At 72.6% G+C, this 23,384-nt stretch carries 18 protein-coding genes and 1 riboswitch; of the genes, 9 read left to right on the top strand and 9 right to left on the bottom strand.

Annotated elements, in window-relative coordinates; translation table 11 throughout:
* Nucleotides 1–23: 23 nt before the first annotated feature.
* Together ACSUPV_RS15755 and ACSUPV_RS15750 are read right to left on the bottom strand one after the other, a co-directional pair.
* Nucleotides 24–263 (bottom strand): hypothetical protein, encoded by a 240-nt coding sequence (locus tag ACSUPV_RS15755; protein ID WP_382617195.1) that lies wholly within the window; start codon nucleotides 261–263, stop codon nucleotides 24–26.
* Nucleotides 250–1,740: a PspC domain-containing protein gene (locus tag ACSUPV_RS15750; RefSeq protein WP_436947707.1), complete on the bottom strand. Its 1,491-nt coding sequence runs from the start codon at nucleotides 1,738–1,740 to the stop codon at nucleotides 250–252. The genes ACSUPV_RS15755 and ACSUPV_RS15750 overlap by 14 nt, the downstream gene beginning before the upstream one ends.
* A 178-nt stretch (nucleotides 1,741–1,918) precedes the next feature.
* Here ACSUPV_RS15750 and ACSUPV_RS15745 point away from each other — a divergent pair, with 178 nt between their 5' ends.
* Both ACSUPV_RS15745 and ACSUPV_RS15740 read left to right on the top strand, forming a co-directional pair.
* Nucleotides 1,919–3,211 (top strand): ATP-binding protein, encoded by a 1,293-nt coding sequence (locus tag ACSUPV_RS15745; protein ID WP_037767640.1) that lies wholly within the window; start codon nucleotides 1,919–1,921, stop codon nucleotides 3,209–3,211.
* The gene (locus ACSUPV_RS15740) at nucleotides 3,208–3,948 is read left to right on the top strand and encodes a LuxR C-terminal-related transcriptional regulator (RefSeq protein WP_031119946.1); all 741 of its coding nucleotides are present in this window, start codon (nucleotides 3,208–3,210) and stop codon (nucleotides 3,946–3,948) included. Before ACSUPV_RS15745 ends, ACSUPV_RS15740 begins: the two co-directional genes overlap by 4 nt.
* A 151-nt stretch (nucleotides 3,949–4,099) precedes the next feature.
* Here the strand turns inward: ACSUPV_RS15740 and ACSUPV_RS15735 are convergent, their stop codons facing one another.
* On the bottom strand, nucleotides 4,100–5,167 hold the full coding sequence (locus tag ACSUPV_RS15735) for an NlpC/P60 family protein (protein WP_436947706.1): 1,068 nt from the start codon (nucleotides 5,165–5,167) through the stop codon (nucleotides 4,100–4,102).
* Between the two features lie 422 nt (nucleotides 5,168–5,589).
* Between ACSUPV_RS15735 and ACSUPV_RS15730 the strand changes: the two genes are divergently transcribed.
* A complete protein-coding gene (locus tag ACSUPV_RS15730; protein ID WP_031119944.1) occupies nucleotides 5,590–5,943 on the top strand; it encodes a hypothetical protein in 354 nt (117 codons plus the stop codon).
* Here the strand turns inward: ACSUPV_RS15730 and ACSUPV_RS15725 are convergent.
* Both ACSUPV_RS15725 and ACSUPV_RS15720 read right to left on the bottom strand, forming a co-directional pair.
* On the bottom strand, nucleotides 5,921–6,865 hold the full coding sequence (locus ACSUPV_RS15725) for a hypothetical protein (protein ID WP_436947705.1): 945 nt from the start codon (nucleotides 6,863–6,865) through the stop codon (nucleotides 5,921–5,923). The two genes, ACSUPV_RS15730 and ACSUPV_RS15725, sit on opposite strands and share 23 nt — an antisense overlap.
* A 77-nt stretch (nucleotides 6,866–6,942) precedes the next feature.
* Complete coding sequence (locus tag ACSUPV_RS15720) at nucleotides 6,943–8,112, bottom strand: C40 family peptidase (protein WP_031119942.1); 1,170 nt, start codon at nucleotides 8,110–8,112, stop codon at nucleotides 6,943–6,945.
* Nucleotides 8,113–8,120: 8 nt separating this feature from the next.
* Nucleotides 8,121–8,274: riboswitch (cyclic di-AMP (ydaO/yuaA leader) on the bottom strand.
* 306 nt (nucleotides 8,275–8,580) lie between these two features.
* Here ACSUPV_RS15720 and pcrA point away from each other — a divergent pair.
* The gene (gene pcrA, locus ACSUPV_RS15715; RefSeq protein ID WP_436947704.1) at nucleotides 8,581–11,082 is read left to right on the top strand and encodes a DNA helicase PcrA; all 2,502 of its coding nucleotides are present in this window, start codon (nucleotides 8,581–8,583) and stop codon (nucleotides 11,080–11,082) included.
* 60 nt (nucleotides 11,083–11,142) lie between these two features.
* Here the strand turns inward: pcrA and ACSUPV_RS15710 are convergent, their stop codons facing one another.
* Together ACSUPV_RS15710 and ACSUPV_RS15705 are read right to left on the bottom strand one after the other, a co-directional pair.
* On the bottom strand, nucleotides 11,143–12,795 hold the full coding sequence (locus ACSUPV_RS15710) for a M23 family metallopeptidase (protein WP_436947703.1): 1,653 nt from the start codon (nucleotides 12,793–12,795) through the stop codon (nucleotides 11,143–11,145).
* 182 nt (nucleotides 12,796–12,977) lie between these two features.
* Complete coding sequence (locus ACSUPV_RS15705) at nucleotides 12,978–13,844, bottom strand: lipase family alpha/beta hydrolase (protein ID WP_031119939.1); 867 nt, start codon at nucleotides 13,842–13,844, stop codon at nucleotides 12,978–12,980.
* A gap of 533 nt (nucleotides 13,845–14,377) precedes the next feature.
* On the opposite strand from ACSUPV_RS15705, the gene ACSUPV_RS15700 reads away from it, so the two are divergent.
* Nucleotides 14,378–14,797: a cobalamin B12-binding domain-containing protein gene (locus tag ACSUPV_RS15700; RefSeq protein WP_037767652.1), complete on the top strand. Its 420-nt coding sequence runs from the start codon at nucleotides 14,378–14,380 to the stop codon at nucleotides 14,795–14,797.
* Between the two features lie 125 nt (nucleotides 14,798–14,922).
* Here the strand turns inward: ACSUPV_RS15700 and ACSUPV_RS15695 are convergent, their stop codons facing one another.
* Both ACSUPV_RS15695 and ACSUPV_RS15690 read right to left on the bottom strand, forming a co-directional pair.
* A complete protein-coding gene (locus tag ACSUPV_RS15695; RefSeq protein WP_382617175.1) occupies nucleotides 14,923–16,596 on the bottom strand; it encodes a DUF5691 domain-containing protein in 1,674 nt (557 codons plus the stop codon).
* Nucleotides 16,597–16,726: 130 nt separating this feature from the next.
* A complete protein-coding gene (locus ACSUPV_RS15690; RefSeq protein WP_037757778.1) occupies nucleotides 16,727–18,082 on the bottom strand; it encodes an SWIM zinc finger family protein in 1,356 nt (451 codons plus the stop codon).
* Nucleotides 18,083–18,227: 145 nt separating this feature from the next.
* Here ACSUPV_RS15690 and ACSUPV_RS15685 point away from each other — a divergent pair, with 145 nt between their 5' ends.
* Genes ACSUPV_RS15685 through ACSUPV_RS15670 form a run of 4 tightly spaced genes read left to right on the top strand, consistent with a single transcriptional unit; the run spans nucleotide 18,228 to nucleotide 23,131 of the window.
* On the top strand, nucleotides 18,228–19,358 hold the full coding sequence (locus ACSUPV_RS15685) for an ATP-binding protein (RefSeq protein ID WP_359793015.1): 1,131 nt from the start codon (nucleotides 18,228–18,230) through the stop codon (nucleotides 19,356–19,358).
* A gap of 34 nt (nucleotides 19,359–19,392) precedes the next feature.
* A complete protein-coding gene (locus ACSUPV_RS15680; protein WP_436947702.1) occupies nucleotides 19,393–21,825 on the top strand; it encodes a DUF5682 family protein in 2,433 nt (810 codons plus the stop codon).
* On the top strand, nucleotides 21,822–21,968 hold the full coding sequence (locus tag ACSUPV_RS15675) for a hypothetical protein (protein ID WP_436947701.1): 147 nt from the start codon (nucleotides 21,822–21,824) through the stop codon (nucleotides 21,966–21,968). Before ACSUPV_RS15680 ends, ACSUPV_RS15675 begins: the two co-directional genes overlap by 4 nt.
* Nucleotides 21,965–23,131, top strand: coding sequence for a VWA domain-containing protein (locus ACSUPV_RS15670; protein WP_436947700.1), 1,167 nt, complete (start codon nucleotides 21,965–21,967; stop codon nucleotides 23,129–23,131). Before ACSUPV_RS15675 ends, ACSUPV_RS15670 begins: the two co-directional genes overlap by 4 nt.
* Nucleotides 23,132–23,384: the final 253 nt, after the last annotated feature.

Raw genomic sequence — 23,384 nt, 5'->3', positions numbered from 1 at the left:
ACCGTTACGTGGCCGCGCCCGGGCTACGACGCCAGGTCCGGGCCGGGTCCGTCCGTGGTGCGGCCCGCCCCGCGGCGTCGGCGTACGCGGCCCGTCACGAACGCCACCGCGCCCGCCAGGCACAGTCCGCCCGTGACGAGGGGGATCGCCACGAACCACGGCGTCTCCCAGGCGCCGCCCGCGTCACCGGCATAGAGGACGCCCGCCAGGATGAGGACGGCCCCGGTGACCAGCTTCCCGGGCTGGAACTCATGACGCAGCACGGGTCACCTCCGCCTGTCCCATACCGACCTGGAGGTCCAGGTCGATGGTGCCGGACTTCTTGACGCCCTTGGCGGGGGAGAGGGTTATCTGCTTGTGCTGGCCCGGCTTCACGTCCACGTCCTTCTTGTCGTCACCCGGCAGCTGGAGGTCGCCCACGCCCACGTCGACGCTGAGCCGCACCGTCACGTCCTCCGGCACGAGCACCTTGACCTGGCCCACGCCCACGTCGGCGCGCGTCGTCACCGTCTGTCTCTCGGGCACGTCCAGCCGGGTCAGGTCCAGGGTGCCCACTCCGGCGCCCAGCTCGTACTGCTCCCGCACGTCCGCCACCGCGGTGGGCTGCCAGGTCGTGCGCGTCCAGTGCGTGCCGATGTCCTTGGGCAGGGCCGCCGAGCCGGCGAGCAGGCCGGCCGTGATGATCGCCAGGAAGATGGAGCCCGCCCCCGTCCGCCCCAGGAAGGCGCTGACCGCTATGCCCAGGCCCAGGACGGCGAGCGCGCAGGACAGACCCGTCTGGAGGCTGGTGCCGAGCGGGTGCCCGTCCCAGGTCCGGCTCGTGCCCAGGGCGCCCGCGAGCAGGGCCAGGAGGAAGACCCAGCCGCCGATCCAGCGAGGGCCGCGCGGCTTGGGCGGCCTGGTGTGCGGGGCGGGTATGTCCTCGCGGGCGCCCGGCTGGGTGCCGAGGCTGATGTTGATGGCCGCCGCCACGTCGAGGTCGCGGGAGTCACGGGGGCCCCAGAGGTAGCCCGTGCCGCCGATGTGGGTGCCGTCCTTGACGATGGGGTCGCGCCACCAGGAGGGGAAGGCGGCAGGCACCGGCGGGGCCTGGGGCTCCGGTGGGGCGTCGGCGGCCGCCTGGGCGGCGAGGGGGTCGGGGCTGGGGGCGCCGCGCTGGCGCGACCAGTAGCCGGCGCCCGCGAGGAGGAGGGAGAGGACGACGGCGAAGGTCAGCACCCCGCCGTTGTTCAGCATGGTCAGGAAGACGCCGCAGCCGACCAGCGCGAACAGCACGGCCGTCAGGGCCTGACCGTCGACCCGGCCGGTGAGGAGCTTGCGCACCTCGTTCTGCTCTTCGTCGTCGTAGGGGACGAAGAGCCAGGCGAAGCCGTAGAACAGGAGGCCGAGACCGCCGGTGGCGGAGAGCACGGCGAGGGTGATGCGGAAGATCACCGGGTCCATGTCGCACTGCCGCCCGAGTCCGGCGCAGACGCCGGCCAGGGTCTTGTGGCGGCGGTCGCGGCGGAACCGGTGGGGAGGGCCGGCCGGGGCGGCTTCCGCGGCGGGGCCGGCAGCGGGGTCGGCCGCGTCGGGTGCGTCCGGTGCTCCTCCTTGTTCTCCCGCGTCCGCATGCCCGTGCGCGCGCGGGGGCGCGGTGGGGCCCGCGGCGGGCGCGGCATCCTGCGGCCCGGCGCCCGGTGCGGGGCGCGGGCCGGAGCCGGGTCCCGGACCCGTCGCGGCGTGCTCGTGATCGGTCATGGGTCCATGGTGACGGGCGCGGCGGCGCGGCGGCAGTCGGAACGACCCTGGCCGGACCCTGATATCGGCCCTGAGTGACGGCTCGGGAAGCGTTCGACGGACCGGTCCGCGGAGATCAGGGGCGTCTCCGGGATCGACCCTGATGCTCCGGCCTCCCGCACATGTGACCATCAATGGCATGTCGGAAGCCGCAGCAGCGCCACTCGTCGAACCGCGGCCGCCGCGCAAGCTCTACCGCAGCAGCGACGGACGCTGGCTGGGCGGGGTGGCGCGAGGCCTCGCCGGTCACCTCGGGCTGCCCGTGGTCTGGGTACGGCTCGTCTTCATCGGCCTGTTCATGGCCGACGGCCTCGGTGCGCTGCTGTACGCCGCGTTCTGGTTCTTCGTCCCGCTCGGCGTCGGCGGTGTCGAGGCGCAGAAGCCGCCCTCCCTCGTCACGACGGAGACCTCGCCGGACGGTCGCCGCAGACTCGTCACGCGCAGGCCCGACAAGGGCCAGATAGTGGCCCTGCTCCTCATGGTCGTGGTGGCCATGGTCTTCGTGGGCAACGTGAACCTCAGCGGCGGCGCCAGGGCGTACCTCTGGCCGACCGTCCTCGTCGGCGCGGGCGTCGCCCTGGTCTGGCGGCAGGCGGACAACGCCCGCCGGGCCCGCTGGGTCGAGGTCGGCCGCCGCCGGCGCACGGTCACGCTGCTGCGCTCGGTGGGCGGTGTCCTGCTGGTGACGGCCGGCGTCTCCGGCATCTTCGTCCTGCAGGGCTCCGCCGCTCATCTCGGGTCGGTCCTCCAGGCGGCGCTCGCGGTCCTCGTCGGGATAACTCTGCTCGCCGGGCCGTATCTGGTGCGCATGACGCAGGACCTCTCCGAGGAGCGTCTGATGCGCATCCGGGCCCAGGAGCGCGCGGAGGTCGCCGCCCATGTGCACGACTCGGTGCTGCACACCCTCACCCTGATCCAGCGCAACGCGGAGAACGCGAACGAGGTGCGCCGCCTGGCCCGCGCCCAGGAGCGCGACCTGCGCACCTGGCTCTACAAGCCGGAGGGCACCGGCAAGGACGAGGCCGACGAACCCACGACCCTCGCGGACGCCGTGCGGCGCAACGCGGCCGAGGTGGAGGACAAGCACGGTGTGCCCATCGAGGTCGTGGTCGTGGGCGACTGCCCGCTCGACGAGAGAATCGGCGCGCAGATGCAGGCCGCGCGCGAAGCAATGGTGAACGCCGCCAAGTACGGTGGCGAGGGCGGCGCCGTACAGGTCTACGCCGAGGTCGAGGGGAAGACGGTCTTCGTGTCCGTCCGGGACCGAGGCCCCGGCTTCGACCTCGACTCGATACCCGCCGACCGGATGGGTGTCAGAGAATCGATCATCGGCCGCATGGAGCGCAACGGCGGCACGGCGCGACTGCGCGCGGTGCCCGACGGCGGCACCGAGGTCGAGCTGGAGATGGAGAGGGCGGAGAAGACGTCATGAGCGACCCCACCGAGGCGAACGGTACGGCGGGATCGGCGGAGGCGGCCGGGCCCGCGGAGTCGGGCGGCGGCACCGGGCGTCGTGTGCGCGTGGTCCTCGTCGACGACCACCGCATGTTCCGTACGGGCGTCCAGGCCGAGATCGGGCAGACCGAGCAGACCGGTGTCGAGGTCGTCGGCGAGGCCGCGGACGTCGACCAGGCGGTCACGGTCATCACCGCGACCCGGCCCGAGGTAGTCCTGCTCGACGTGCACCTGCCGGGCGGCGGCGGGGTGGAAGTGCTGCGCCGCTGTGCCCCGTTGATGGCGGACTCCGAGCAGCCGGTCCGCTTCCTCGCGCTGTCCGTGTCGGACGCGGCGGAGGACGTGATCGGCGTGATCCGCGGCGGGGCCCGTGGGTACGTCACCAAGACGATCACCGGCACGGACCTCGTGGACTCCATCTTCCGTGTCCAGGAGGGCGACGCGGTCTTCTCGCCGCGACTGGCCGGGTTCGTTCTCGACGCCTTCGCCTCCACGGACGCGCCGCCGGTCGACGAGGACCTGGACCGCCTGACCCAGCGCGAGCGCGAGGTGCTGCGGCTCATCGCCCGGGGATACGCGTACAAGGAGATCGCCAAGCAGTTGTTCATCTCCGTGAAGACGGTCGAGTCGCATGTCTCGGCGGTCCTCCGCAAGCTCCAGCTCTCCAACCGGCACGAGCTGACGCGCTGGGCGACGGCTCGCCGGCTGGTGTGACGGGGGCCGGGGCGGCCTGAAACCGGCGGGAGCGGCCGGGACGGCGCGACGGCGCTGCCGGGCCGGGATGGCGCGACAGTGCTGCCGAGCCGAGCCGAGCCGAGCCGAGCCGGGACGGGACGGGACGGCGCCACGGTGCTGCCGCCGCCGGTCAGACGACCCGTGTGGCACCCGCGTACGGCATCTCGTCGAGCGGGGCGACCCGTACCGGCGCGGAGGGGTTCGGGGCGTGGATCATCCGGCCGTTGCCCACATAGATGCCGACGTGGCTGATGCCGGCGTAGAAGAACACCAGGTCGCCGGGGAGGAGTTCGGAGCGGGAGACACGGCGGCCGGCGTCGATCTGGGAGTACGTCGTGCGGGGCAGGGAGACGCCCGCGGCGCGGTACGCGGCCTGGACGAGGCCCGAGCAGTCGAAGGCGTTCGGGCCGGTCGCGCCCCAGACGTAGGGGCTGCCGAGCTTCTGGTAGGCGTAGGAGACGGCGGCGGCCGCCCGGGCGTTGGGTGCCTGCGCGGTGGCGGATCCGGGCGCGGTCAGAAGGTCGCGCGGCACCGTCGAGGAGCGTGAGGCGCGCTCGGTGCCCGGCGCTTCCCCGAGCCTGGAACGTTCCTGCGCGTTGAGCCGGGACATCAACTGCCGCGCGGAGCCCAGCTTGCCGGTGATGCTCTTCTTGTGCCGCTTCAGCTCCGCCTGCCGCGACTTCAGGGACGCCAGCTCGATGTGGGCGGCCCCACGCAGCTGCTCGATCTCCCGGAGCTGCTTGCGTACGCGGCCGACGGCCGCCTTCTGCCGGTTGCCGGCCCGCTCGACGAACTCGGCGTTCTCCAGGTAGCGGTCCGGGTCGGCGGACAGGGCGAGCTGCACAGCGGGGTCGAGACCGCCGGCGCGGTACTGCGCTGCGGCGACCGAACCCAGTTCTTCGCGGGCCGAGTTGAGCCGTTCGTTCGTGCGGGCGGCCTGGTCCTGGAGGTCCTTCAGGCGCTGTCCGGCCGCCTCGGCCTTCTCCTTCGCACCGTTGTACTTCTCGGTGGCGACCTCCGCCTCCTGGTACAGCTTGTCCACCTTGGTTTTGACCTGGCCGGGGGAGAGCTGTGGTTCGGCGTGTCCGGTCCCGTCGAAGCCCGTCGCGGTCGCCGCGCCGGCGAGTGCGATCGTGGCGGCCGTACGGGCCGTGTTGCCGCTCGCCGAGCGCTGTCGGGGCTTGCGGTGCGCTGCCACCTGGAGGCCACGTCCTTTCCTCGACCGCCGCTGGGTGCGTACGGCCGCCTGGGGGAGCGGACGGGCGGCCTGCGCGTCCGGCGACGGCCCGCACAGGGGGAGCGGACCGCCGCCGGACCTTCTCGGCGGTGGTGCCCGACTGCCGCCCCTGGCCCGGGCGGCGGTGGGGAGCCGGTCACCTGGTGGAGGACGCTAAACCGCGCCGTCCCGGGCCGGTGGCGGGTGCGCGGAACTGTCCCGAGAGGACCGGCGGTGACCGTATGCGACCGTGATCCGGCTCAGACGTCGTCGGCTTAACTCAGCGTGATGACCGATGCGTCGATTCGTGGGCGAGTGACGGTGATGGGGTGGTATGGGGCCGCATATATGCATCGATGGGCCGGTGTCGGAAGGCGTCGGGGTCCTCATTAGGCTCCGGCCTCATGGACGTACTCATCCACCTCTTCGTCGGTCTCCACATCATCGGCATCGCCGCGCTCCTGGGCGGCTTCCTCACCCAGATGAAGGCGATGGGCGCGGGCACCGCCCGCTACACCCCCGCGATGCTGCACGGCGCGCTGACGATGCTGGTCACCGGTGTGATCCTGGTCGGTCTCAACCAGGCCGACGACCAGTCCGTGAACAACATCAAGATCGGCGTGAAGCTGGCCCTGCTGATCGTGATCCTCGGCCTGGTCTACGTCAAACGCGACGACGAGAAGGTGGACAAGGGCCTGTTCGGCCTGGTCGGGCTGCTGACCGCGGCGAACGTCTTCATCGCCGTGCTCTGGACCTGACCCGTCCTGTCCGCACGCCGGTCCGGACCGAGGTGATCGTCCAGGCCGTGCATCCCAGCCACGCGGCCACGGCGATCCACAGCAGCGCCTCCCCGAGGACGTCGAGCCAGGGGGCGTCGAGGGCGGCCGCGACCGCCAGGGCGGCGGCCGCCGCCCCGACCGCGCTGAAGACGGTCGCCCAGCGCCGCACGTCGTACTGGCGCCGGGGCCAGAAGAGTTCGGCCGTGAACAGGGCGACGCAGCAGACCGCGGTGAGCACGAGCAGTGTGACGGTGGTCCTGGTGAGGACGGCGTGGTCGTCGTCGTTCCACAGGTACAGACGGTCGCTGTCGGCGCTGATCAGCCTGGCCCCGGCCAGCGCTGAGACGGCGAGCGCGCCGCCCAGGAGCCAGTGATCCCCGGGTCCCTCGGCCACCTGTCGCGGCTGGAAGCGGAACAGGGCGAGGCAGTAGAGCACGAGCCCCAGCCAGAACAGCGTCAGGGCCGCGTGCGCGAGCCAGGCCGCCGACTCGGCGGCGGCGAGTGTGGCGCCGAGCGCGGCGAGGCCCTGGGTGGCCACACAGCGCAGGAACACGGTCCCGCGCCGCTCCCTGCCCGCCGCGACGAGCGACACGGCCCAGAGCGGCGCGGCGAGCGCCAGCAGCGCCGCGGCCGGGCGCTGCAGGCCGGCCGCGGCGAAGCCGGTGCCGGCGACGGCGGTCGCGGCCACCCAGGTGAGCGCCGCCGCCGTATCCCTCCGCCAGTCCGGCCGCGGCGGCAGGAGCAGGGCGTGCGCGACCGCCCCCAGTCCGCCCGCGCAGGCCAGGACGAGGGCGATCCGGGACAGGACCTCGTACCCCGCCGAGTCGAGGCTGACCGACAAGGTGCCGGTCGTCAGGGCGTACATCGCCCACAAGGTGACAGACGGGGAGGGGTCGGACATAGCGCCGATGCTAGAGAGCGCCGCGCACAGGACGAGAGGGGCACGCGCGCGTGCCCCTCAAAAACGTCCGGGACTTCTCAGGCGGGCCGCACCACGCTGTGGATCGACGACTCGCCGTCGTAGTAGATCGACTCCTCGCGCACGTAGGTGCCGGGCTTCGGGGCGTGGATCATCATGCCGTTGCCGATGTAGATGCCCACGTGCGTGACGTCGTCGTAGAAGAAGACCAGGTCACCGGGCTGGGCCTGGGAGAGCGGGACCGTGGTGCCGGCGTTGACCTGGTCGTAGGTCGTGCGCGGCAGGGTCACCCCCGCCGCCTTCCACGCGGCCTGGGTGAGGCCGGAGCAGTCGTAGGAGCCGGGACCGACGGCGCCCCACACGTACGGCTTGCCGATCTGGGCGCGGGCGAAGGCGAGGGCCTTCTCGGCCTTGGTGGCGTACGAGGAGTCGGCCGGGGCCGTCGAGGTGGAGGTGCCGGAGCCCGACGCCGAGGAGCCGCTCTCCTGCTGCTGGGCGGCCTCCTCCTGGGCCTGCTGCTGCTCGGCCTGCTCCCGGGCCAGCTCGGCGGCCTTGCGGGCGGCCTCCTCCTGCTTCTCCTTCTCGATCGCCGCGAGCCGCGCCTTCTCCTCGGCGGTCAGCTGCGAGAGCAGCTCGCGCGCGTCGGCGAGCTTCCGCTGGACGGTGGCCTTGGCGGTCTTCAGGTCGCCCTGGGACTCGGTGAGCGTCGCGAGGCTCTCCGTGGCCTCCTGACGCTTCTTCATCGTCTCGGACTGCTGGGTGACGTAGTCGTCGACCGCGACCTTCTGACGGCCGGTCATCCGGTCCATCAGCTGGGTCTGGTCGAAGTAGTCCTGCGGGGTGTCCGCGAGCAGGAACGTCGCGGTGTCCGGGGCGGAGGCGCCGGTGCGGTACTGGGCGGCGGCGAAGGAACCCAGCTCCTCCCGCGCCTCGTTGAGCTTCTGGGTGCGCTGGGCGACGTCGTCGAGGAGGGTGTCGACGCGCTTGCGCTGCTTCGCGGTCTTCTCCTTGGCCGCGTTGTACTTGTCGGTCGCCGACTCGGCCTGGCGGTACAGGTCGTCGACCTTCTTCTCGACTTCCTCCAGGCTGGGCTTGTCGTCGGCGTCGGGGGCTGCGTTGGCCGACTGGGACAGCAGGGCCACGGAGGTGAGGGCCGCCGTTGCGAGGGCGGGGGTCCGTATGCCTGCCACGCGCGTACCCGTAGGACGCGACTTGCGGTGCGACGCCAAGGGAGGCGACTCCTTCCATGTTCCGCCTACCGGGTTAGCTGTCGGGTTCGGGCGGGTATCTCGGAAGGGTTGCCCTACGGCCTGCTCCGCTAGGGGAGTCGGGCCGATTCACCCCAAGGTCTCGGTGGGTCCCCGGCTCCGGCTGCTCGGCGGCGCACCGGACTCGGCGGAGGCCGCGCGGCCCGGCGACGTTCGCCGGTGGGGGTCGTACGGCCTGCCCGCACGGTAGCCAACTCGTGTGGCCTCTGTGAAGGTTGATGGGTGATATGCCCGATACATTTTCGTGACCTCACTCGAGACCATTGCTGAGAGTGATGGGATGATGGAGTTTGGTCACGAGTCATCCGCTTTTGCCGCTCCGCTGCGGGCTGTGATCGTGCGCTCCTGGAGGGTGACAGGGGGGCCGTTTCGGCGATGTTCTCAGGGCGGCGGCGGGCTGTCAGTGGGGCGCCCTAGACTCGGAGAGCGATGAGCAGCCTCTTTGACGACAGCTTCCTGGCGGACCTCCAGGCCCAGCGGGGCCCTGCGGACGAGCCCCCGCCACCGCCCGAGGACGATCACGCTCCGGAGTCGATCCCGGACGATCTGTTCGGCGGGAAGTTCGACGCGCCGCCGGACCGGGACGCCTACTACCGCGACGGCGCCCCGCGCCCGGCCGTGGACACCGCCGCCCTCCTGGAGGGGCTGAACGACAACCAGCGCGCCGCCGTCGTCCACTCCGGCTCCCCGCTGCTCATCGTGGCCGGCGCCGGCTCCGGCAAGACCCGTGTGCTCACGCACCGCATCGCCCACCTGCTCGCCGAGCGGGACGTGCACCCGGGCCAGATCCTCGCGATCACCTTCACCAACAAGGCCGCCGGCGAGATGAAGGAGCGCGTCGAGCAGCTCGTCGGCCCGCGCGCCAACGCGATGTGGGTGATGACCTTCCACAGCGCGTGCGTGCGGATCCTGCGGCGCGAGTCGAAGAAGCTCGGCTTCACGTCCTCGTTCTCGATCTACGACGCCGCCGACTCCAAGCGCCTGATGGCCCTGGTCTGCCGCGACCTGGACCTCGATCCCAAGCGCTTCCCGCCCAAGTCCTTCAGCGCCAAGATCAGCAACCTGAAGAACGAGCTGATCGACGAGGAGGACTTCGCCGCCCAGGCCACCGACGGCTTCGAGAAGACCCTCGCCCAGGCCTACGCGATGTACCAGTCGAGGCTGCGCGAGGCGAACGCCCTCGACTTCGACGACCTGATCATGACGACGGTCAACCTGCTGCGCGCCTTCCCGGACGTCGCCGAGCACTACCGCCGCCGCTTCCGGCACGTACTGGTCGACGAGTACCAGGACACCAACCACGCCCAGTACGCCCTGGTCCGCGAGCTGGTCGGCACCTCCGAGCACCCCGTCGACGTGCCGCCCGAGGCCGAGATCCCGCCCGCCGAGCTGTGCGTGGTGGGCGACGCCGACCAGTCGATCTACGCCTTCCGCGGCGCGACGATCCGCAACATCCTCCAGTTCGAGGAGGACTACCCGGACGCGACGACGATCCTGCTGGAGCAGAACTACCGCTCCACGCAGACGATCCTCAGCGCCGCCAACGCGGTCATCGAGCGCAACGAGTCCCGCCGCCCCAAGAACCTGTGGACCAACGCGGGCACGGGCGCGCGGATCACCGGCTACGTCGCCGACACCGAGCACGACGAGGCGCAGTTCGTCGCCGACGAGATAGACCGCCTCACGGACGCGGGCGAGGCCAAGGCCGGCGACGTCGCCGTCTTCTACCGCACGAACGCCCAGTCCCGTGTCTTCGAAGAGGTCTTCATCCGCGTCGGCCTGCCCTACAAGGTCGTCGGCGGCGTCCGCTTCTACGAGCGCAAGGAGGTCCGGGACGTCCTGGCCTACCTGCGCGTCCTGGCCAACCCGGAGGACTCGGTGCCGCTGCGCCGGATCCTCAACGTCCCCAAGCGGGGCATCGGCGACCGCGCCGAGGCGATGATCGACGCCCTCGCCCAGCGGGAGAAGATCAGCTTCCCGCAGGCGCTCAAGCGCGTCGACGAGGCGTACGGCATGGCCGCGCGCTCCACCAACGCCGTGAAGCGGTTCAACACGCTGATGGAGGACCTGCGGACCATCGTCGAGTCCGGCGCCGGACCGGCCACCGTGCTGGAGGCCGTCCTGGAGCGCACCGGATACCTCGCCGAGCTGCAGGCCTCCACCGACCCGCAGGACGAGACCCGGATCGAGAACCTCCAGGAACTCGCCGCCGTCGCCATGGAGTTCGAGCAGGAGCGCGGCGAGGGCGCGGAGACGGCGGGGGCCGCCGCCCCGGGGGGCACGCTGGCCGACTTCCTCGAGCAGGTCGCGCTGGTCGCCGACTCCGACCAGATCCCGGACGAGGAGGACGGCGACGGCGTCATCACACTGATGACCCTGCACACGGCCAAGGGCCTGGAGTTCCCGGTCGTCTTCCTCACCGGCATGGAGGACGGCGTCTTCCCGCACATGCGCGCCCTCGGCCAGACCAAGGAGCTGGAGGAGGAGCGGCGCCTGGCCTACGTCGGCATCACGCGCGCCCGCGAGCGGCTGTACCTGACGCGGGCCACGCTGCGCAGCGCCTGGGGTCAGCCGTCGTACAACCCGCCCTCCCGGTTCCTGGAGGAGATTCCCGCGGCCCACGTGGAGTGGAAGCGGACGGGAGCGACCGCGCCCGCGTCCTCCGGGCCGGTCTCGGCGGTGGCGTCCTCGCTGTCCTCGTCACGCTCGCGGTCGTCGGCATCGGGCGCGTCCGGTTTCGCCACGCGTCGCGCCGCCGAGAAGCCGGTGGTGTCGCTCGCCGTGGGGGACCGGGTCACCCACGACCAGTTCGGGCTCGGGACCGTCGTCGCGGTCAAGGGGACGGGCGCGAACGCCGAGGCCACGATCGACTTCGGCGACACGAAGCCGAAGCGGCTGCTGCTGCGGTACGCGCCGGTGGAGAAGCTGTAGGGCTGTGAAGTGACCTCTGGTGAGCCCCCGCCCGCTCGACCGGCGGGGGCTGCCGGGACGTTACGTCGGGTTGATGCCGTGGCTGCGCAGCCACGGCAGCGGGTCGATCGGCGAGCCGCCGGCCGGGCGCACCTCGAAGTGCAGGTGCGGGCCGGTGGAGTTGCCGGAGTTGCCGGAGCGCGCGATCGGATCGCCGGCCTTGACGGTCGTACCGGAGGGCACCGTGTACGTGGAGAGGTGGCAGTACCACGTCTCCGTGCCGTCCTTCGCGGTCACGATCATCATGTTGCCGTAGGCGCTGTTCCACTGGGTGCGCACGGTGCCGTCGGTCGCGGCCATCACGGTCGTGCCGTACGAGACGGGGAAGTCGATGCCCGTGTGCAGGGACATCCAGTTGATGCCGGACTGGCCGTAGTAGGCGCTGAGTCCGTGCTGCGCGACCGGCAGGGCGAACTTCGGCCGCAGCCGCTCCTTGCGGGCCGCCTCCTCCGCCGCCCGCTTCCGCTCGGCCGCCTGCTGGGCCTTGAGGTCGATGCGTTCCTGCGTACGGCTGGCCCGGTCGGCGAAGTCGTCGGCGCCGGCGGCGAGGCTCTGCAGCTGCGTGTCCAGTTTGTTGTTGGCGGCGGCCGGCTTCACCGGCTGCGCGTCCGCCGCGGTGGTGTGCGCCTCCGCGGCACCGTCGTCGGTGAGGCTGCCGACGGAGGCGGCGGCGATCCCGGCGACGCCCATCACACAGGCAGAGGGCACCGCGATGGTCAGCAGCGCCGAGCGCTTGGGGGGCGTACGGCGCCGGGAACGGGACCCGGCGCGCGCGGCGGCGCGTGAGCCAGGGGCCGGGCTGACCTCTTCCTGGCCGTCCAGGAGGGGGGCGACGGTGGGGAGTTCGCCGGTGGCGGCCGGTTCACCGCCGTCCGTGGCGGGGTCGTGGTAGGCGGCCCCGGCGGACTCGTCGTAGGAGACCTGCTCGAACGTCGCGGTCTCGTGCTGGTCGAAGGCCTCGCCGTGGTGCTCGTACCCGTCGGGGGCCGGGGCGGTGGCCGCGCCGTCGGAGTTCCACTGCGTGGCGTCGTAGGTGCCGGTGTCGAAGGCCTGCGTGCCCCATTCCCACTGCTGGGTCTGGTCGGCGGGGTTGCCGGACTGGTCCGGCTGGAGCCAGGCGCCGCTGTCCCACTGCCCGGTGCTGTCGGGGGACGTGGCCTGCGGCGGGATGGCCGACAGCGGCTGCTGCTCGGCCGTCCAGGAGGTCGTGTCGTAGACGCCGGTGTCGTAGGCGGCGTGGTGCTGGGCCGTGTAGCCGTCGTAGTGCGGGTTCTCGTGCGCGCCCGTGGGCCAGTGGCCGGTGTCGTACGTGCCCGTGTCGTGGCCGCTGCCCGGCATGTCGCCGAAGAGGGGGTCCGTGGCGAAGCTTGCCGTGGCGTGCCCGGTGGCGTTGAAACCGGAGCCGTCCGTACCGGGGTCAAAACCGGTGGCGGCGTAGTCGCCGTACGTGGTGAAGTCGCCGTACTGGGCTTCCTGGGTGCCGTATGACGCGTAGTGCGCCGAGGCGGCGTCGGAAGCCGGAGCCGGGGTCATGGTCCCCGACGGGTGACGGTCGTTCACCAACTTCTCTTTCGCCTCGACAACAGGGGCTGCCAGAGCAGTGCGGCGACTGTACCCGGCGGTACGCGGGCACGACAATCTTCGGCAGGTTTCGCGCGCGCAGGAAACGGGCATTCGGCCGTGTTTCGGCGGACTGCGGACGCGGGTTTGGCTCTGTGTTCGAGGTTTGTTCGATGCTGGTGGGTGCTGCGGTGCGGTCCTTCGTCTGTATGACGAGTCTGTGAGCCGTCTGTGACGGGGTGGCGCCGACTGTCGCCCGACCGGGTGGTGGACGAGGCGAGCGGACCGGGCCGGTGTCAGGCCACCGTGAGGCCGTCGGTGCGCCCGGCGGACGGTTCGCCCGGGCGGGCCGTGTCGAGGACCTGCCGTATTCCGTTGGCGACGGCGGGGTGCACGGGTAGGGCGAGGTGGCCGATGCCGGTCACCCGTACGTTCTGCGCCGACAGATCGGGATGGGTGACGCAGGCCGTCTCCAGCGGGTCCATCACATGGTCCAAGTCGCTCCAGAAGCTGACGAAGTGCGTACGGCAGCCAGGGGCGGGCCGAGTGAGCTCCTCGAGCACCGGTGAGCCGGGGCGCATCTGGCGCACGATGGGGTGCGCGTCGGCCAGTGGCGCGACTCGGGTGCCGGAGTGCGGCGTGCCGAGTGTCACGAGCGTCCGGACGCGCGTGTCGCCGCCGAGTCGCTGCACGTAGTAACGCGCTATCAGGCCACCGAGGCTGTGCCCGACGACGTCGACCTGGCGGGCTCCGGTGCGCTCGCAGATCTCCTCTATGTGCCGGCCCAGCAGCTCGGCCGCGGCGCGTATGTCGCAGGTCAGGGGCGAGTAGTTGAGGGACTCGATCTGCTGCCTGCCGTGCTGGGCGAGGCTGCGGCGCAGCAGGACGAAGACCGAGCGGTTGTCGATGAAGCCGTGCAGCAGGACGACGGGGGGCTTGGCCTGGGTGGGTAGTTGGGCGGTGCCGTCCCCGGCGGGCAGGGGTGGGGCGGGGGCTCGTCGCTCCTGGGTGATGCCGGAGGGGTAGAGGAGGAGATGCCCGGCCAGGATCGCGATCTCCAGGGCGGTGGCCTTCAGGAGGGCCATGGAGAGTCCCGCCAGCCGGCTCGGCAGCAGGCGCTGGCAGAACGGAAGAAAGGGCAGAGCAGCCCTGGTGACCTTCATGGCCGACCTCCTGTCGGCACGCGGGAGGACGGCTCCGTCCCCCGTGTGCTCTCGTGGAAAGCTGCTGCGAAGACGGCCGGCGATGACCGCGCGGGCGGCGTGAGCCGCGTGAGCTGCGGGAGCTGTGCGCGGCGTGTGGCGTCTGTGACGCCCGTGGTGCGACGGGTTCCCTCGTCGGTGAGGTGAGGGGGCTCCCCGCCGTTGCGCCGTGCCTGCCCTGCGTGCTGTGCGTGCGGTGCTGGTGCTGCGTGCCCTGTGTGCCTTCGCCGAAGTGCCGTACCGCCGCGGTGCGTGGTGGGTGGCGCGGCGGTACGGCGACCTCCTTGCGGCTCCCCTTGCGCTTGTCCCATCGTGTGATTTCCCCCTCGGTCCGCACCGCGAAACTGCCGGTTACGGGATCCTGGAGATAACGTTCGTTCACTTGCCCGGGTGGTTCGTGGTGGACCTGTGCGGTGTGTGCGGCATGTACGGCGTGTCCGATGTGTGCGGTACTTGTCGGAACGGATGGATGTAGACGCTTCATGGAGGCAGTGATGGGTGTGGCAGCCGGTCCGATCCGCGTAGTGGTGGCCAAGCCGGGGCTCGACGGCCACGATCGCGGGGCCAAGGTGATCGCGCGGGCCCTGCGCGACGCTGGTATGGAGGTCATCTACACCGGGCTCCACCAGACTCCCGAGCAGATCGTCGACACCGCGATCCAGGAGGACGCCGACGCGATCGGGCTGTCCATCCTCTCCGGCGCGCACAACACGCTGTTCGCGGCGGTGATCGAGCTGCTCAAGGAGCGGGACGCGGACGACATTCTGGTCTTCGGCGGCGGCATCATCCCCGAGGCGGACATTCCCCTGCTGAAGGAGAAGGGCGTCGCGGAGATCTTCACGCCGGGCGCGACGACGGCGTCGATCGTGGACTGGGTCCGGGCGAACGTACGCCGCCAGCCGGCCGAGGCGTAGGCCTCCGGCGGTTCGGCCGGAGCGCTTCGAGAAGCTGACCGTGTTGTTCGGGGCGTTGGCTGCTGTGGGCGGGTGCGGGTGCGGTGCTGCGGCCGGTACCCGGCCGCCGGTGGGGCCGACGGCCGTCATGGCGCGCTCAGTTCCTCTGCCATCGCCGCGCGCAAACGCAGTGTCGTGACCAGGCGCTGGAAAGCCTCCGCCCAGTAGCCACCGGCACCCGGCGACGCGTTCTCCGGTTCGTCCGGTACGGCCAGCAGGGCGTCGAGGCGGCCGGATTCGGACGGGTCGAGGCAGCGCTCCGCCAGGCCCATGACTCCGCTGAAACTCCATGGATAACTCCCCGCGTCCCGAGCGATGTTGAGCGCGTCCACCACGGCCCGGCCGAGCGGCGGAGCCCACGGCACCGCGCACACGCCGAGCAGCTGGAAGGCCTCGGACAGACCGTGCGTCGCGATGAAGCCGGCCACCCACTCGGCCCGTTCGGCGGCGCCGAGCGTGCCGAGCAGCTTGGCGCGCTCGGCGAGGGAGACTGCACCCGGACCGCCCGCCTCCGGTGCCGAGGGCTCGCCGAGCAGCGCGCGCGACCACTCGGCATCGCGCTGGCGCACCGCGGCCCGGCACCACGCCGCGTGCAGCTCGCCCTGCCAGTCGTCGGCCACCGGCAGCGCCACGATCTCCTTCGGGGTTCGCCCGCCCAGCCGCCGTGGCCAGGTCCCGAGCGGCGCCGCCTCGAGCAACTGGCCGAACCACCACGACCGTTCGCCCCGCCCCGCAGGCGCCTTCGGCACGACGCCGTCGCGCTCCATGCCCGGATCGCACTCGTGCGGCGCTTCGACGACGATCGCCGGGGTGGGGGCTCCCTCCGAGGTTCGCGAGGTTCGCGTGTCCTGCGCGGACCCGGTGGAGTGCGTGTGGTCGATGGCCACGCAGGCCGCTGCCCGGACCGCCATCCGCGCGGCGAGTGCCGAACCGGGCAGGGCCGACAGCAGTTCCGCCGCCGTCGCCCGCACGTTGCGGCTGCGGTCGGCGAGGGCCTGTTCCAGGAACGGCTCGTCGTCCGGGGTCAGGCCCGTGCGCAGGGAGTCGAGGAACATGAGGCGGTCCTCGGCCCGCTCCGTCGCCCAGGTCGTCTCGAGCAGGGCGCGTGCGGCGGCCGGTTCGCGGGAGCGCAGCGCGGACAGCAGGGCGACCCGTTCGGCGAACAGGCCCTCCTGCCACAGCTGCTGAACCCTGTCGTCGTCCTCGAGGTGCGGCAGGGCCGCTCCGCCGCCCGGTGTCGAGCGCAGGGCGAACCGCCAGTCCGGGTTCAGCCGCGCCAGCCACAGGGCCCGCGGCCCGGCGAACTCCAGCGCAGCCGGGCGCAGGTCCGTACGCCCCCGGGCCGCGTCCAGCAGTGCGGGAAGCGCCTGCGGGGGCGGCGCGAAACCACGGGCGTTCGCCGCCGCGAGCCACTGGGGCAGCAGTTCCATCAGATCGGGCGCGGTGCCCCGCCGCCCGCCGGCGGACGCGCCCGGGCGGTCGGCCAGCAGCATCGCGAGTCTGCGTGCGGCCGCCGCCGGCAGGGGCGGACGCGGGTCCTCCGGGGCCGGCTGCGGCCGCTCCGCCGCCCGCGCCGGACGCAGACCGGCGCGCCGCCGTACGGTCGCCACGGCCGCCGCGTCCAGCAGGGCCACCGGTGCGTCCGGCCCCGGGGCGGTGCCCGGCGGGGTGCGCCGGTCCGTGCCCAGCAGCGCAGTGGTGACGAGCCCCTCCCAGGCGCCCGTGACGGGCGCGTCCACAGGAGCGGAGGTCCGGGTCATGAGCTTCCTTTCCGTGGGACGCCCGGGGGTGGTTGAAGGCTCACCCTTACCGGTTGTCCCGTGATGCCTGAAAGATTCGCGGATCTGCGAGAAGGGCGGATCTGCCGGAGGAGGCCGGGCGATCGACGGGTCAGCACAGCGCCACCGCGTCGCCCGGGCCCTCGGGCCAGGCCGTCAGCGGTGTGAAGCCCTGGTGACCGCATTCGCCGAAGACCCTGACCGGGGCACCGCCCGACAGGGCGACGAGCCGCCACAGGCCCGGACGGGAACGCGCGGCGGGAGTGAGCGGCAGCGCGGCGTCCTCGTCGGCGTCCGCCAGCTGCCAGGAGTCGCCGTCCGGGGTCGGGACGACCCGGTCCAGCGTCACCGGGACGGACTCCAGCCACGGGTCGTCGCGCAGGGCGTCGCCGTAACGGGCCGCCGCCTGCGACGTCGTCAGCCCCGGCGGACGTATCGCCGCCGGCGCGGGCGGTGCGAACTGCTCGCCCAGGGACACCCGCAGCTGCCCGGCACCCGGGTACGCGGACACCTCGGCCTCCAGGGCCAGCCCCACCGGCAACGCCAGCTCCGGGGCGCGGCCGGCGGCACCGTAGGAGAGGAGCAGCGCCGTGCGGTGCGAGTCGGCGCCGTACAGCCAGATCCGGCGGGTCGTCAGGCGCGGGTCCGTCGTGTCGTACTGGGCGAGGACCAGCCAGCGGTCCCGGACCGGCGGGCCGTCCGCGGAGGTGGGCAGGCCGATGCGGGCACGGACCGTGGCGGCCAGGCCGTCCGGCAGCCGCTCGCGGCGCAGCCAGCCCTGGCCGAGGAGGTGCAGCAGCGCGCACTCCTCCAGCAGCCGCACCGGCCAGCCCGGGCCGGTGGACGGTATGGCCCCCAACTCCCGCACACGGGCGGCCAGGCCCTGTGCCTGGGCGTCGACCATGCGGGCCGCCGTCTCCTCCCACAGGCCGTAACCGGACTGCTCCGCCGACGCCAGGCCCCCGCGCAACAGGTCCGTCAGGCGCTGCTCCAGCTCCGCCGCGCCCGCCGTGACCCGCTCGGCCCGGCGCTCCGCCCGGCGCCGCGCCGCCTCCGGATCAGCGGACGCCGGAGACGAACCCGAACTCTCCTCGGCCTTCTTCTCCGCCGCGCGCTTGCGCCGCCCCTCCGTCCACTGCCCGGCCCACTCCGGCACCTCCGCCGTCGGTACCGCCCCGTCCCCGCTCGCCCAGAGCAGCAGCAGCCCCAGCGCGTGCTTGCACGGGAACTTGCGGCTGGGGCAACTGCACTTGTACGCGGGCCCGGAGGCGTCCGCGATGTCCACGACCGTCTGATACGGCTTGCTTCCGCTGCCCTTGCACAGCCCCCACACCGTCCCCTCGTCGGAACTCCCCGCCTCGGACCACGGCCCCGCCGCTCCGAGTTTGCTTCCCGCTTTGCGAGATGCGGCGTCAGGCGCCAGTGCCAGCACCTGGTCCGCGGTCCAGCGCACCCCCTGCTGAGTCATGTCGTCGAAGGTAGATCCCACCACTGACAATCGGGTCCGCGAACGGCCTCGGCGCGCCATTTCCGCAGGTCAGAACGCATTGTCAGTGGTGTGGTGCAACGTTGGCGGCAGATCCGAACCGGCCGAGCTGGAGGGGGACTTTGCCATGACTGTGTCCGTTGAGCCGACGCCCGTCGAAGCGGGGGAGACGGGATCGGCCCAGGCATTGCGACCGCACGCCGAGGACGCCTTCGCCGGTGAACTCGCCGCGCTGGCCGCGCAGGACGACCGTCCGCGTCCGGCCCGCTGGAAGCTGTCGCCGTGGGCGGTCGCGACATACCTGCTCGGCGGCACACTGCCGGACGGCACCCTGATCACACCGAAGTACGTCGGCCCGCGCCGCATCGTCGAGGTCGCCGTCACCACGCTCGCCACCGACCGCGCCCTGCTCCTGCTCGGCGTGCCGGGCACGGCGAAGACGTGGGTGTCCGAGCACCTGGCCGCGGCGGTCAGCGGCGATTCCACGCTGCTGGTACAGGGCACCGCCGGCACCCCGGAGGAGGCCATCCGCTACGGCTGGAACTACGCGCAGCTGCTCGCCCACGGCCCGAGCCGGGACGCCTTGGTGCCCAGCCCGGTCATGCGGGCCATGGCGGAGGGCATGACCGCCCGCGTCGAGGAGCTGACCCGCATCCCGGCCGATGTGCAGGACACGCTCATCACGATCCTGTCGGAGAAGACGCTGCCGATCCCGGAGCTGGGCCAGGAAGTGCAGGCGGTCCGCGGCTTCAACCTGATCGCCACCGCCAACGACCGCGATCGCGGGGTCAACGACCTGTCCAGCGCCCTGCGCCGCCGTTTCAACACGGTCGTGCTGCCGCTGCCGGAGAGCCCCGAGGCCGAGGTCGACATCGTCTCCCGTCGCGTCGACCAGATCGGCCGCTCGCTCGACCTGCCGGCCGCGCCCGAGGGCCTGGACGAGATCCGCCGGGTCGTCACGGTCTTCCGGGAACTGCGCGACGGGGTCACGGCCGACGGCCGGACGAAGCTGAAGTCGCCCAGCGGCACGCTGTCCACGGCCGAGGCGATCTCCGTCGTCACCAACGGACTCGCCCTGGCCGCGCACTTCGGCGACGGCGTGCTGCGGCCGGGCGATGTCGCCGCGGGCATCCTCGGCGCGGTGGTCCGCGACCCGGCGGCCGACCGCGTCATCTGGCAGGAGTACCTGGAGACCGTCGTCCGCGAGCGCGACGGCTGGAAGGACTTCTACCGGGCCTGCCGCGAGGTGAGCGTGTGAGCAACGCGGGGTGGTCGCGGGCGCGGGACAGGGGATGGGAGGGAAGCAAGTGACAGCTGCGGAAAGTGCGGCGGGCCGGGGGCTCGGGGCCGTGCCGGTGCTGCTCGGGGTGCGGCATCACGGGCCGGGTTCGGCGCGGGCGGTGCGGGCGGCCCTGGAGGAGGCCCGACCCGAGGTCGTGCTGATCGAGGGGCCGCCCGAGGCCGACGCGCTGATCCCACTCGCCGCCGACGAGGAGATGCGGCCACCGGTCGCCCTGCTCGCCCACGCCGTGGACGAGCCCGGCCGCTCGGCGTTCTGGCCGCTGGCCGAGTTCTCCCCGGAGTGGGTCGCCCTCCGCTGGTCCCTGGAGCGGGGTGTCCCGGCCCGGTTCATCGACCTGCCGGCCACGCACACCCTGGCCTGGGGGAGGCAGGAGGACGAGGCGGGAGTGGAGGGGGAGTCCCCTCTCGACGCGGAATCGGCGGACGGCGAGGGCGACAACGGCCCCGGCTCCGGCCCGGACACCGCCCCCGGCTCCGCCGACGTTCGGATCGATCCGCTCGGCGTGCTCGCCGAGGCCGCCGGTTACGACGACCCGGAGCGCTGGTGGGAGGACGTGGTCGAGCACCGGGGCGTGGGGGAGGGGGACGCGCTCGCGCCGTTCACCGCGCTGGAGGAGGCCATGGGCGCCCTGCGGGAGACCTACGGCAGCGGGGGACACGACCGGGACCTGGTCCGGGAGGCGTACATGCGGCTCCAGGTGCGGGCCGCGCAGCGCGAGTTCGAGGACGGCGTGGCCGTCGTCTGCGGAGCCTGGCACGTGCCCGCCCTGCGGCAGAAGGCGACCGTCGCCGCCGACAAGGCGCTGCTCAAAGGGCTGCCCAAGGTCAAGACCGACATGACGTGGGTGCCGTGGACCCACCGCAGGCTCTCCCGGACCAGCGGGTACGGAGCCGGCATCGACTCGCCGGGCTGGTACGGGCACTTGTTCAGCGCCCCGGACCGGCCGGTGGAGCGGTGGATGACGAAGGTGGCGGGGCTGCTGCGCGACGAGGACCGGATCGTCTCCTCCGCGCACGTCATCGAGGCGGTGCGGCTGGCCGAGACGCTCGCCGCGATGCGCGGGCGTCCGCTGCCCGGCCTGAGCGAGACGACCGACGCGGTGCGGGCGGTGATGTGCGAGGGCTCGGACGTGCCGCTGGCCCTGGTGCGGGACCGGCTGGTCGTGGGGGACGTGCTGGGGGAGGTGCCCTCGACGGCGCCGGCGGTTCCGTTGCAGCGGGACCTCGCCCGGCTCCAGCGCAGACTGCGGTTGAAACCGGAGGCGCTGGAACGGGAGCTGGAACTCGACCTCCGCAAGGAGACCGACTCGGCCCGCAGCAGGCTGCTGCACCGGCTGCGGCTGCTCGGCGTCGCCTGGGGCGAACCGGCCGCCTCGCGGGGCAGTACGGGCACGTTCCGGGAGACGTGGCGGCTGCGCTGGGAGCCCGAGCTGTCCGTACGGGTGGCCGAGGCGGGGGTGTGGGGGACGACCGTACTGTCCGCCGCGACGGCCAAGGCCGAGGCCGACGCCGTCGCCGCGGAGGGCCTCGCCGACGTCACCGCGCTCGCCGAGCGCTGCCTGCTGGCCGAACTGCCCGACGCGCTGCCGACCGTGATGCGCGTCCTCGCCGACCGGGCGGCCCTCGACACGGACGTCGGCCACCTCGCCCAGGCGCTTCCGGCGCTGGTCCGCTCCCTGCGCTACGGCGATGTGCGCGGCACGGACACGCAGGCCCTGGGGGAGGTCGCCGCCGGCCTGGCCGAGCGGGTCTTCGTCGGCCTGCCCCCGGCCTGCGCCGCCCTCGACGCGGACGCGGCCGAGGAGATGCGGCGTCACGTGGACGCGGTGCACGGAGCCGTGGCGCTCCTGGGCGATGCCCCGGCAGCGGGACACGGTCACCTGAGAGCGCGCTGGCAGTCGGTGCTGCGGGTGCTGGCCGGGCGGGACACCGTGCCCGGGGTGATCCGGGGGCGGGCCGTGCGGCTGCTGCTCGACGACGGGGAGCTGGCGCAGGACGAGGCGGCGCGGTTGATGGGGCTCGTCCTGTCACCGGGCACGCCGCCCGCGGACGCGGCCGCGTGGATCGAGGGCTTCGTCGGAGGGGGCTCCGGCGGCGGGATGCTCCTGGTGCACGACGAACGGCTGCTCGGGCTGGTGGACGCGTGGCTGACCGGTGTGCCGGCGGAGGGGTTCACGGACGTGCTGCCCCTGCTGCGGCGGACGTTCTCGGCGTACGAGCCCGGGATCCGCCGGACTCTCGGCGAACTGGTCCGGCGCGGACCCGGCGCCGGGGGAGGTGCGGCAGCCGCCGGTACCGGCATACCGGGCTTCGCGGCCGAACCGGACGCGGCACGCGCGGACGCCGTGCTGCCGGTGGTGCGGCTGCTGCTCGGGCTGGACGAAGAGGACATCGAGAAGGACCTGACGGGGGTGGCGGGATGACGACCGACGGACTGAGAGAACCGACGACGAGGGCCGACGAGGGGGACACCGTCAGGAGCGGGGCCCGGGCGGAAGCCCGGCCGACGACGACCGTGCCGGTGATCCCCCTGTGGGAGCGGCTGCGCGGGGGAGGCGACGGATGACGGCCGAGGCGACCGACCCGGCGCAGGAGCGGCTGCGGCGATGGCGACTGGTGCTCGGCGGCGACGCGGCGGACGGCACCGGATGCGCGCTGTCCGGGCAGGACGCGGCGATGGACGCGGCCCTCACCGCGCTCTACGGCAAGAAGGACGGCAAGGCGCAGGGCGGCAGGGACCGTTCGGCGGGACTCGGGGCCTCGGCACCGTCCGTCGCGCGCTGGCTCGGGGACATCCGGACGTACTTCCCGTCCTCGGTCGTCCAGGTCATGCAGCGCGACGCCATCGACCGGCTCGGACTCGCCACGCTCCTGCTGGAGCCGGAGATGCTGGAGGCGGTGGAGGCCGATGTGCACCTGGTCGGCACGCTGCTGTCGCTCAACAAGGCGATGCCCGAGACGACGAAGGAGACGGCACGGGCCGTCGTGCGCGAGGTCGTCGAGGACCTGGAGAAGCGACTCGCCACCCGCACCCGGGCCACCCTCACCGGCGCGCTCGACCGCAGCGCCCGCATCAACCGGCCCCGCCACCACGACATCGACTGGAACCGCACGATCGCGGCCAACCTCAAGCACTACCTGCCCGAGTACCGGACGATCGTGCCCGAGCGGCTCATCGGGTACGGGCGGGCGACCCAGTCCACGAAGAAGGAGGTCATCCTCTGTATCGATCAGTCGGGATCCATGGCGGCATCGGTCGTGTACGCATCGGTGTTCGGGGCGGTGCTCGCCTCGATGCGGACGATCTCCACGCGACTCGTCGTCTTCGACACGGCGGTCGTCGACCTCACGGACCAACTCGACGACCCGGTCGACGTCCTGTTCGGGACGCAGCTCGGCGGCGGTACGGACATCAACCGTGCGCTCGCGTACTGCCAGTCGCAGATCACCCGGCCCGCGGAGACGGTGGTCGTGCTGATCAGCGACCTCTATGAGGGAGGCATCCGCAACGAGATGCTCAAGCGGGTCTCGGCGATGAAGGCGTCGGGGGTGCAGTTCGTGACGCTGCTGGCGCTCTCGGACGAAGGGGCACCGGCGTACGACCGGGAGCACGCGGCCGCGCTCGCCGCGCTGGGGGCACCGGCGTTCGCCTGCACGCCCGACCTCTTCCCGGAGGTGATGGCGGCGGCGATCGAGAAGCGGCCGTTGCCGATACCGGACGCGGCGTGACGGAGCGGGGGCCAGGGGGACTCCCGTGGAACACGGGTCAGCGCCATGACGGGCAGTCAGGTACGAGTGACGGCTTCTCGATGGGTCATCGCCCGACTCGCAGCAGCAAAAGGGACATGACGACCCATCGGTAGGTAAGGGCTTGCGCAACCTCCGCACTCCCGTGCGAGGATCGGTCGCCTGCTCGGCGGTGCGTCGCGCTGCGCCGGGCAGTACCGCGTTGTGCCGACTCGTTGCCCGTAACGCGTGCTGC

Origin of the sequence: Streptomyces sp. SudanB52_2052 (genome assembly GCF_964272415.1) — a bacterium.
GTDB lineage: Bacteria > Actinomycetota > Actinomycetes > Streptomycetales > Streptomycetaceae > Streptomyces > Streptomyces olindensis.
The sequence above is the reverse complement of the archived record's forward strand: the minus strand, read 5'-3'. Positions and strand labels throughout refer to the sequence as shown.

Excerpts from the sequence above, each read along its gene's own strand:
- ACSUPV_RS15750 (WP_436947707.1), bottom strand. The coding sequence starts at position 1,740 with ATGACCGATCACGAGCACGCCGCGACGGGTCCGGGACCCGGCTCCGGC.
- ACSUPV_RS15745 (WP_037767640.1), top strand. The coding sequence starts at position 1,919 with ATGTCGGAAGCCGCAGCAGCGCCACTCGTCGAACCGCGGCCGCCGCGC.
- ACSUPV_RS15740 (WP_031119946.1), top strand. The coding sequence starts at position 3,208 with ATGAGCGACCCCACCGAGGCGAACGGTACGGCGGGATCGGCGGAGGCG.
- ACSUPV_RS15730 (WP_031119944.1), top strand. The coding sequence starts at position 5,590 with ATGGACGTACTCATCCACCTCTTCGTCGGTCTCCACATCATCGGCATC.
- ACSUPV_RS15725 (WP_436947705.1), bottom strand. The coding sequence starts at position 6,865 with ATGTCCGACCCCTCCCCGTCTGTCACCTTGTGGGCGATGTACGCCCTG.
- pcrA (WP_436947704.1), top strand. The coding sequence starts at position 8,581 with ATGAGCAGCCTCTTTGACGACAGCTTCCTGGCGGACCTCCAGGCCCAG.
- ACSUPV_RS15710 (WP_436947703.1), bottom strand. The coding sequence starts at position 12,795 with ATGCCCGTTTCCTGCGCGCGCGAAACCTGCCGAAGATTGTCGTGCCCG.
- ACSUPV_RS15705 (WP_031119939.1), bottom strand. The coding sequence starts at position 13,844 with ATGAAGGTCACCAGGGCTGCTCTGCCCTTTCTTCCGTTCTGCCAGCGC.
- ACSUPV_RS15700 (WP_037767652.1), top strand. The coding sequence starts at position 14,378 with ATGGGTGTGGCAGCCGGTCCGATCCGCGTAGTGGTGGCCAAGCCGGGG.
- ACSUPV_RS15695 (WP_382617175.1), bottom strand. The coding sequence starts at position 16,596 with ATGACCCGGACCTCCGCTCCTGTGGACGCGCCCGTCACGGGCGCCTGG.
- ACSUPV_RS15690 (WP_037757778.1), bottom strand. The coding sequence starts at position 18,082 with ATGACTCAGCAGGGGGTGCGCTGGACCGCGGACCAGGTGCTGGCACTG.
- ACSUPV_RS15685 (WP_359793015.1), top strand. The coding sequence starts at position 18,228 with ATGACTGTGTCCGTTGAGCCGACGCCCGTCGAAGCGGGGGAGACGGGA.
- ACSUPV_RS15680 (WP_436947702.1), top strand. The coding sequence starts at position 19,393 with ATGGGAGGGAAGCAAGTGACAGCTGCGGAAAGTGCGGCGGGCCGGGGG.
- ACSUPV_RS15675 (WP_436947701.1), top strand. The coding sequence starts at position 21,822 with ATGACGACCGACGGACTGAGAGAACCGACGACGAGGGCCGACGAGGGG.
- ACSUPV_RS15670 (WP_436947700.1), top strand. The coding sequence starts at position 21,965 with ATGACGGCCGAGGCGACCGACCCGGCGCAGGAGCGGCTGCGGCGATGG.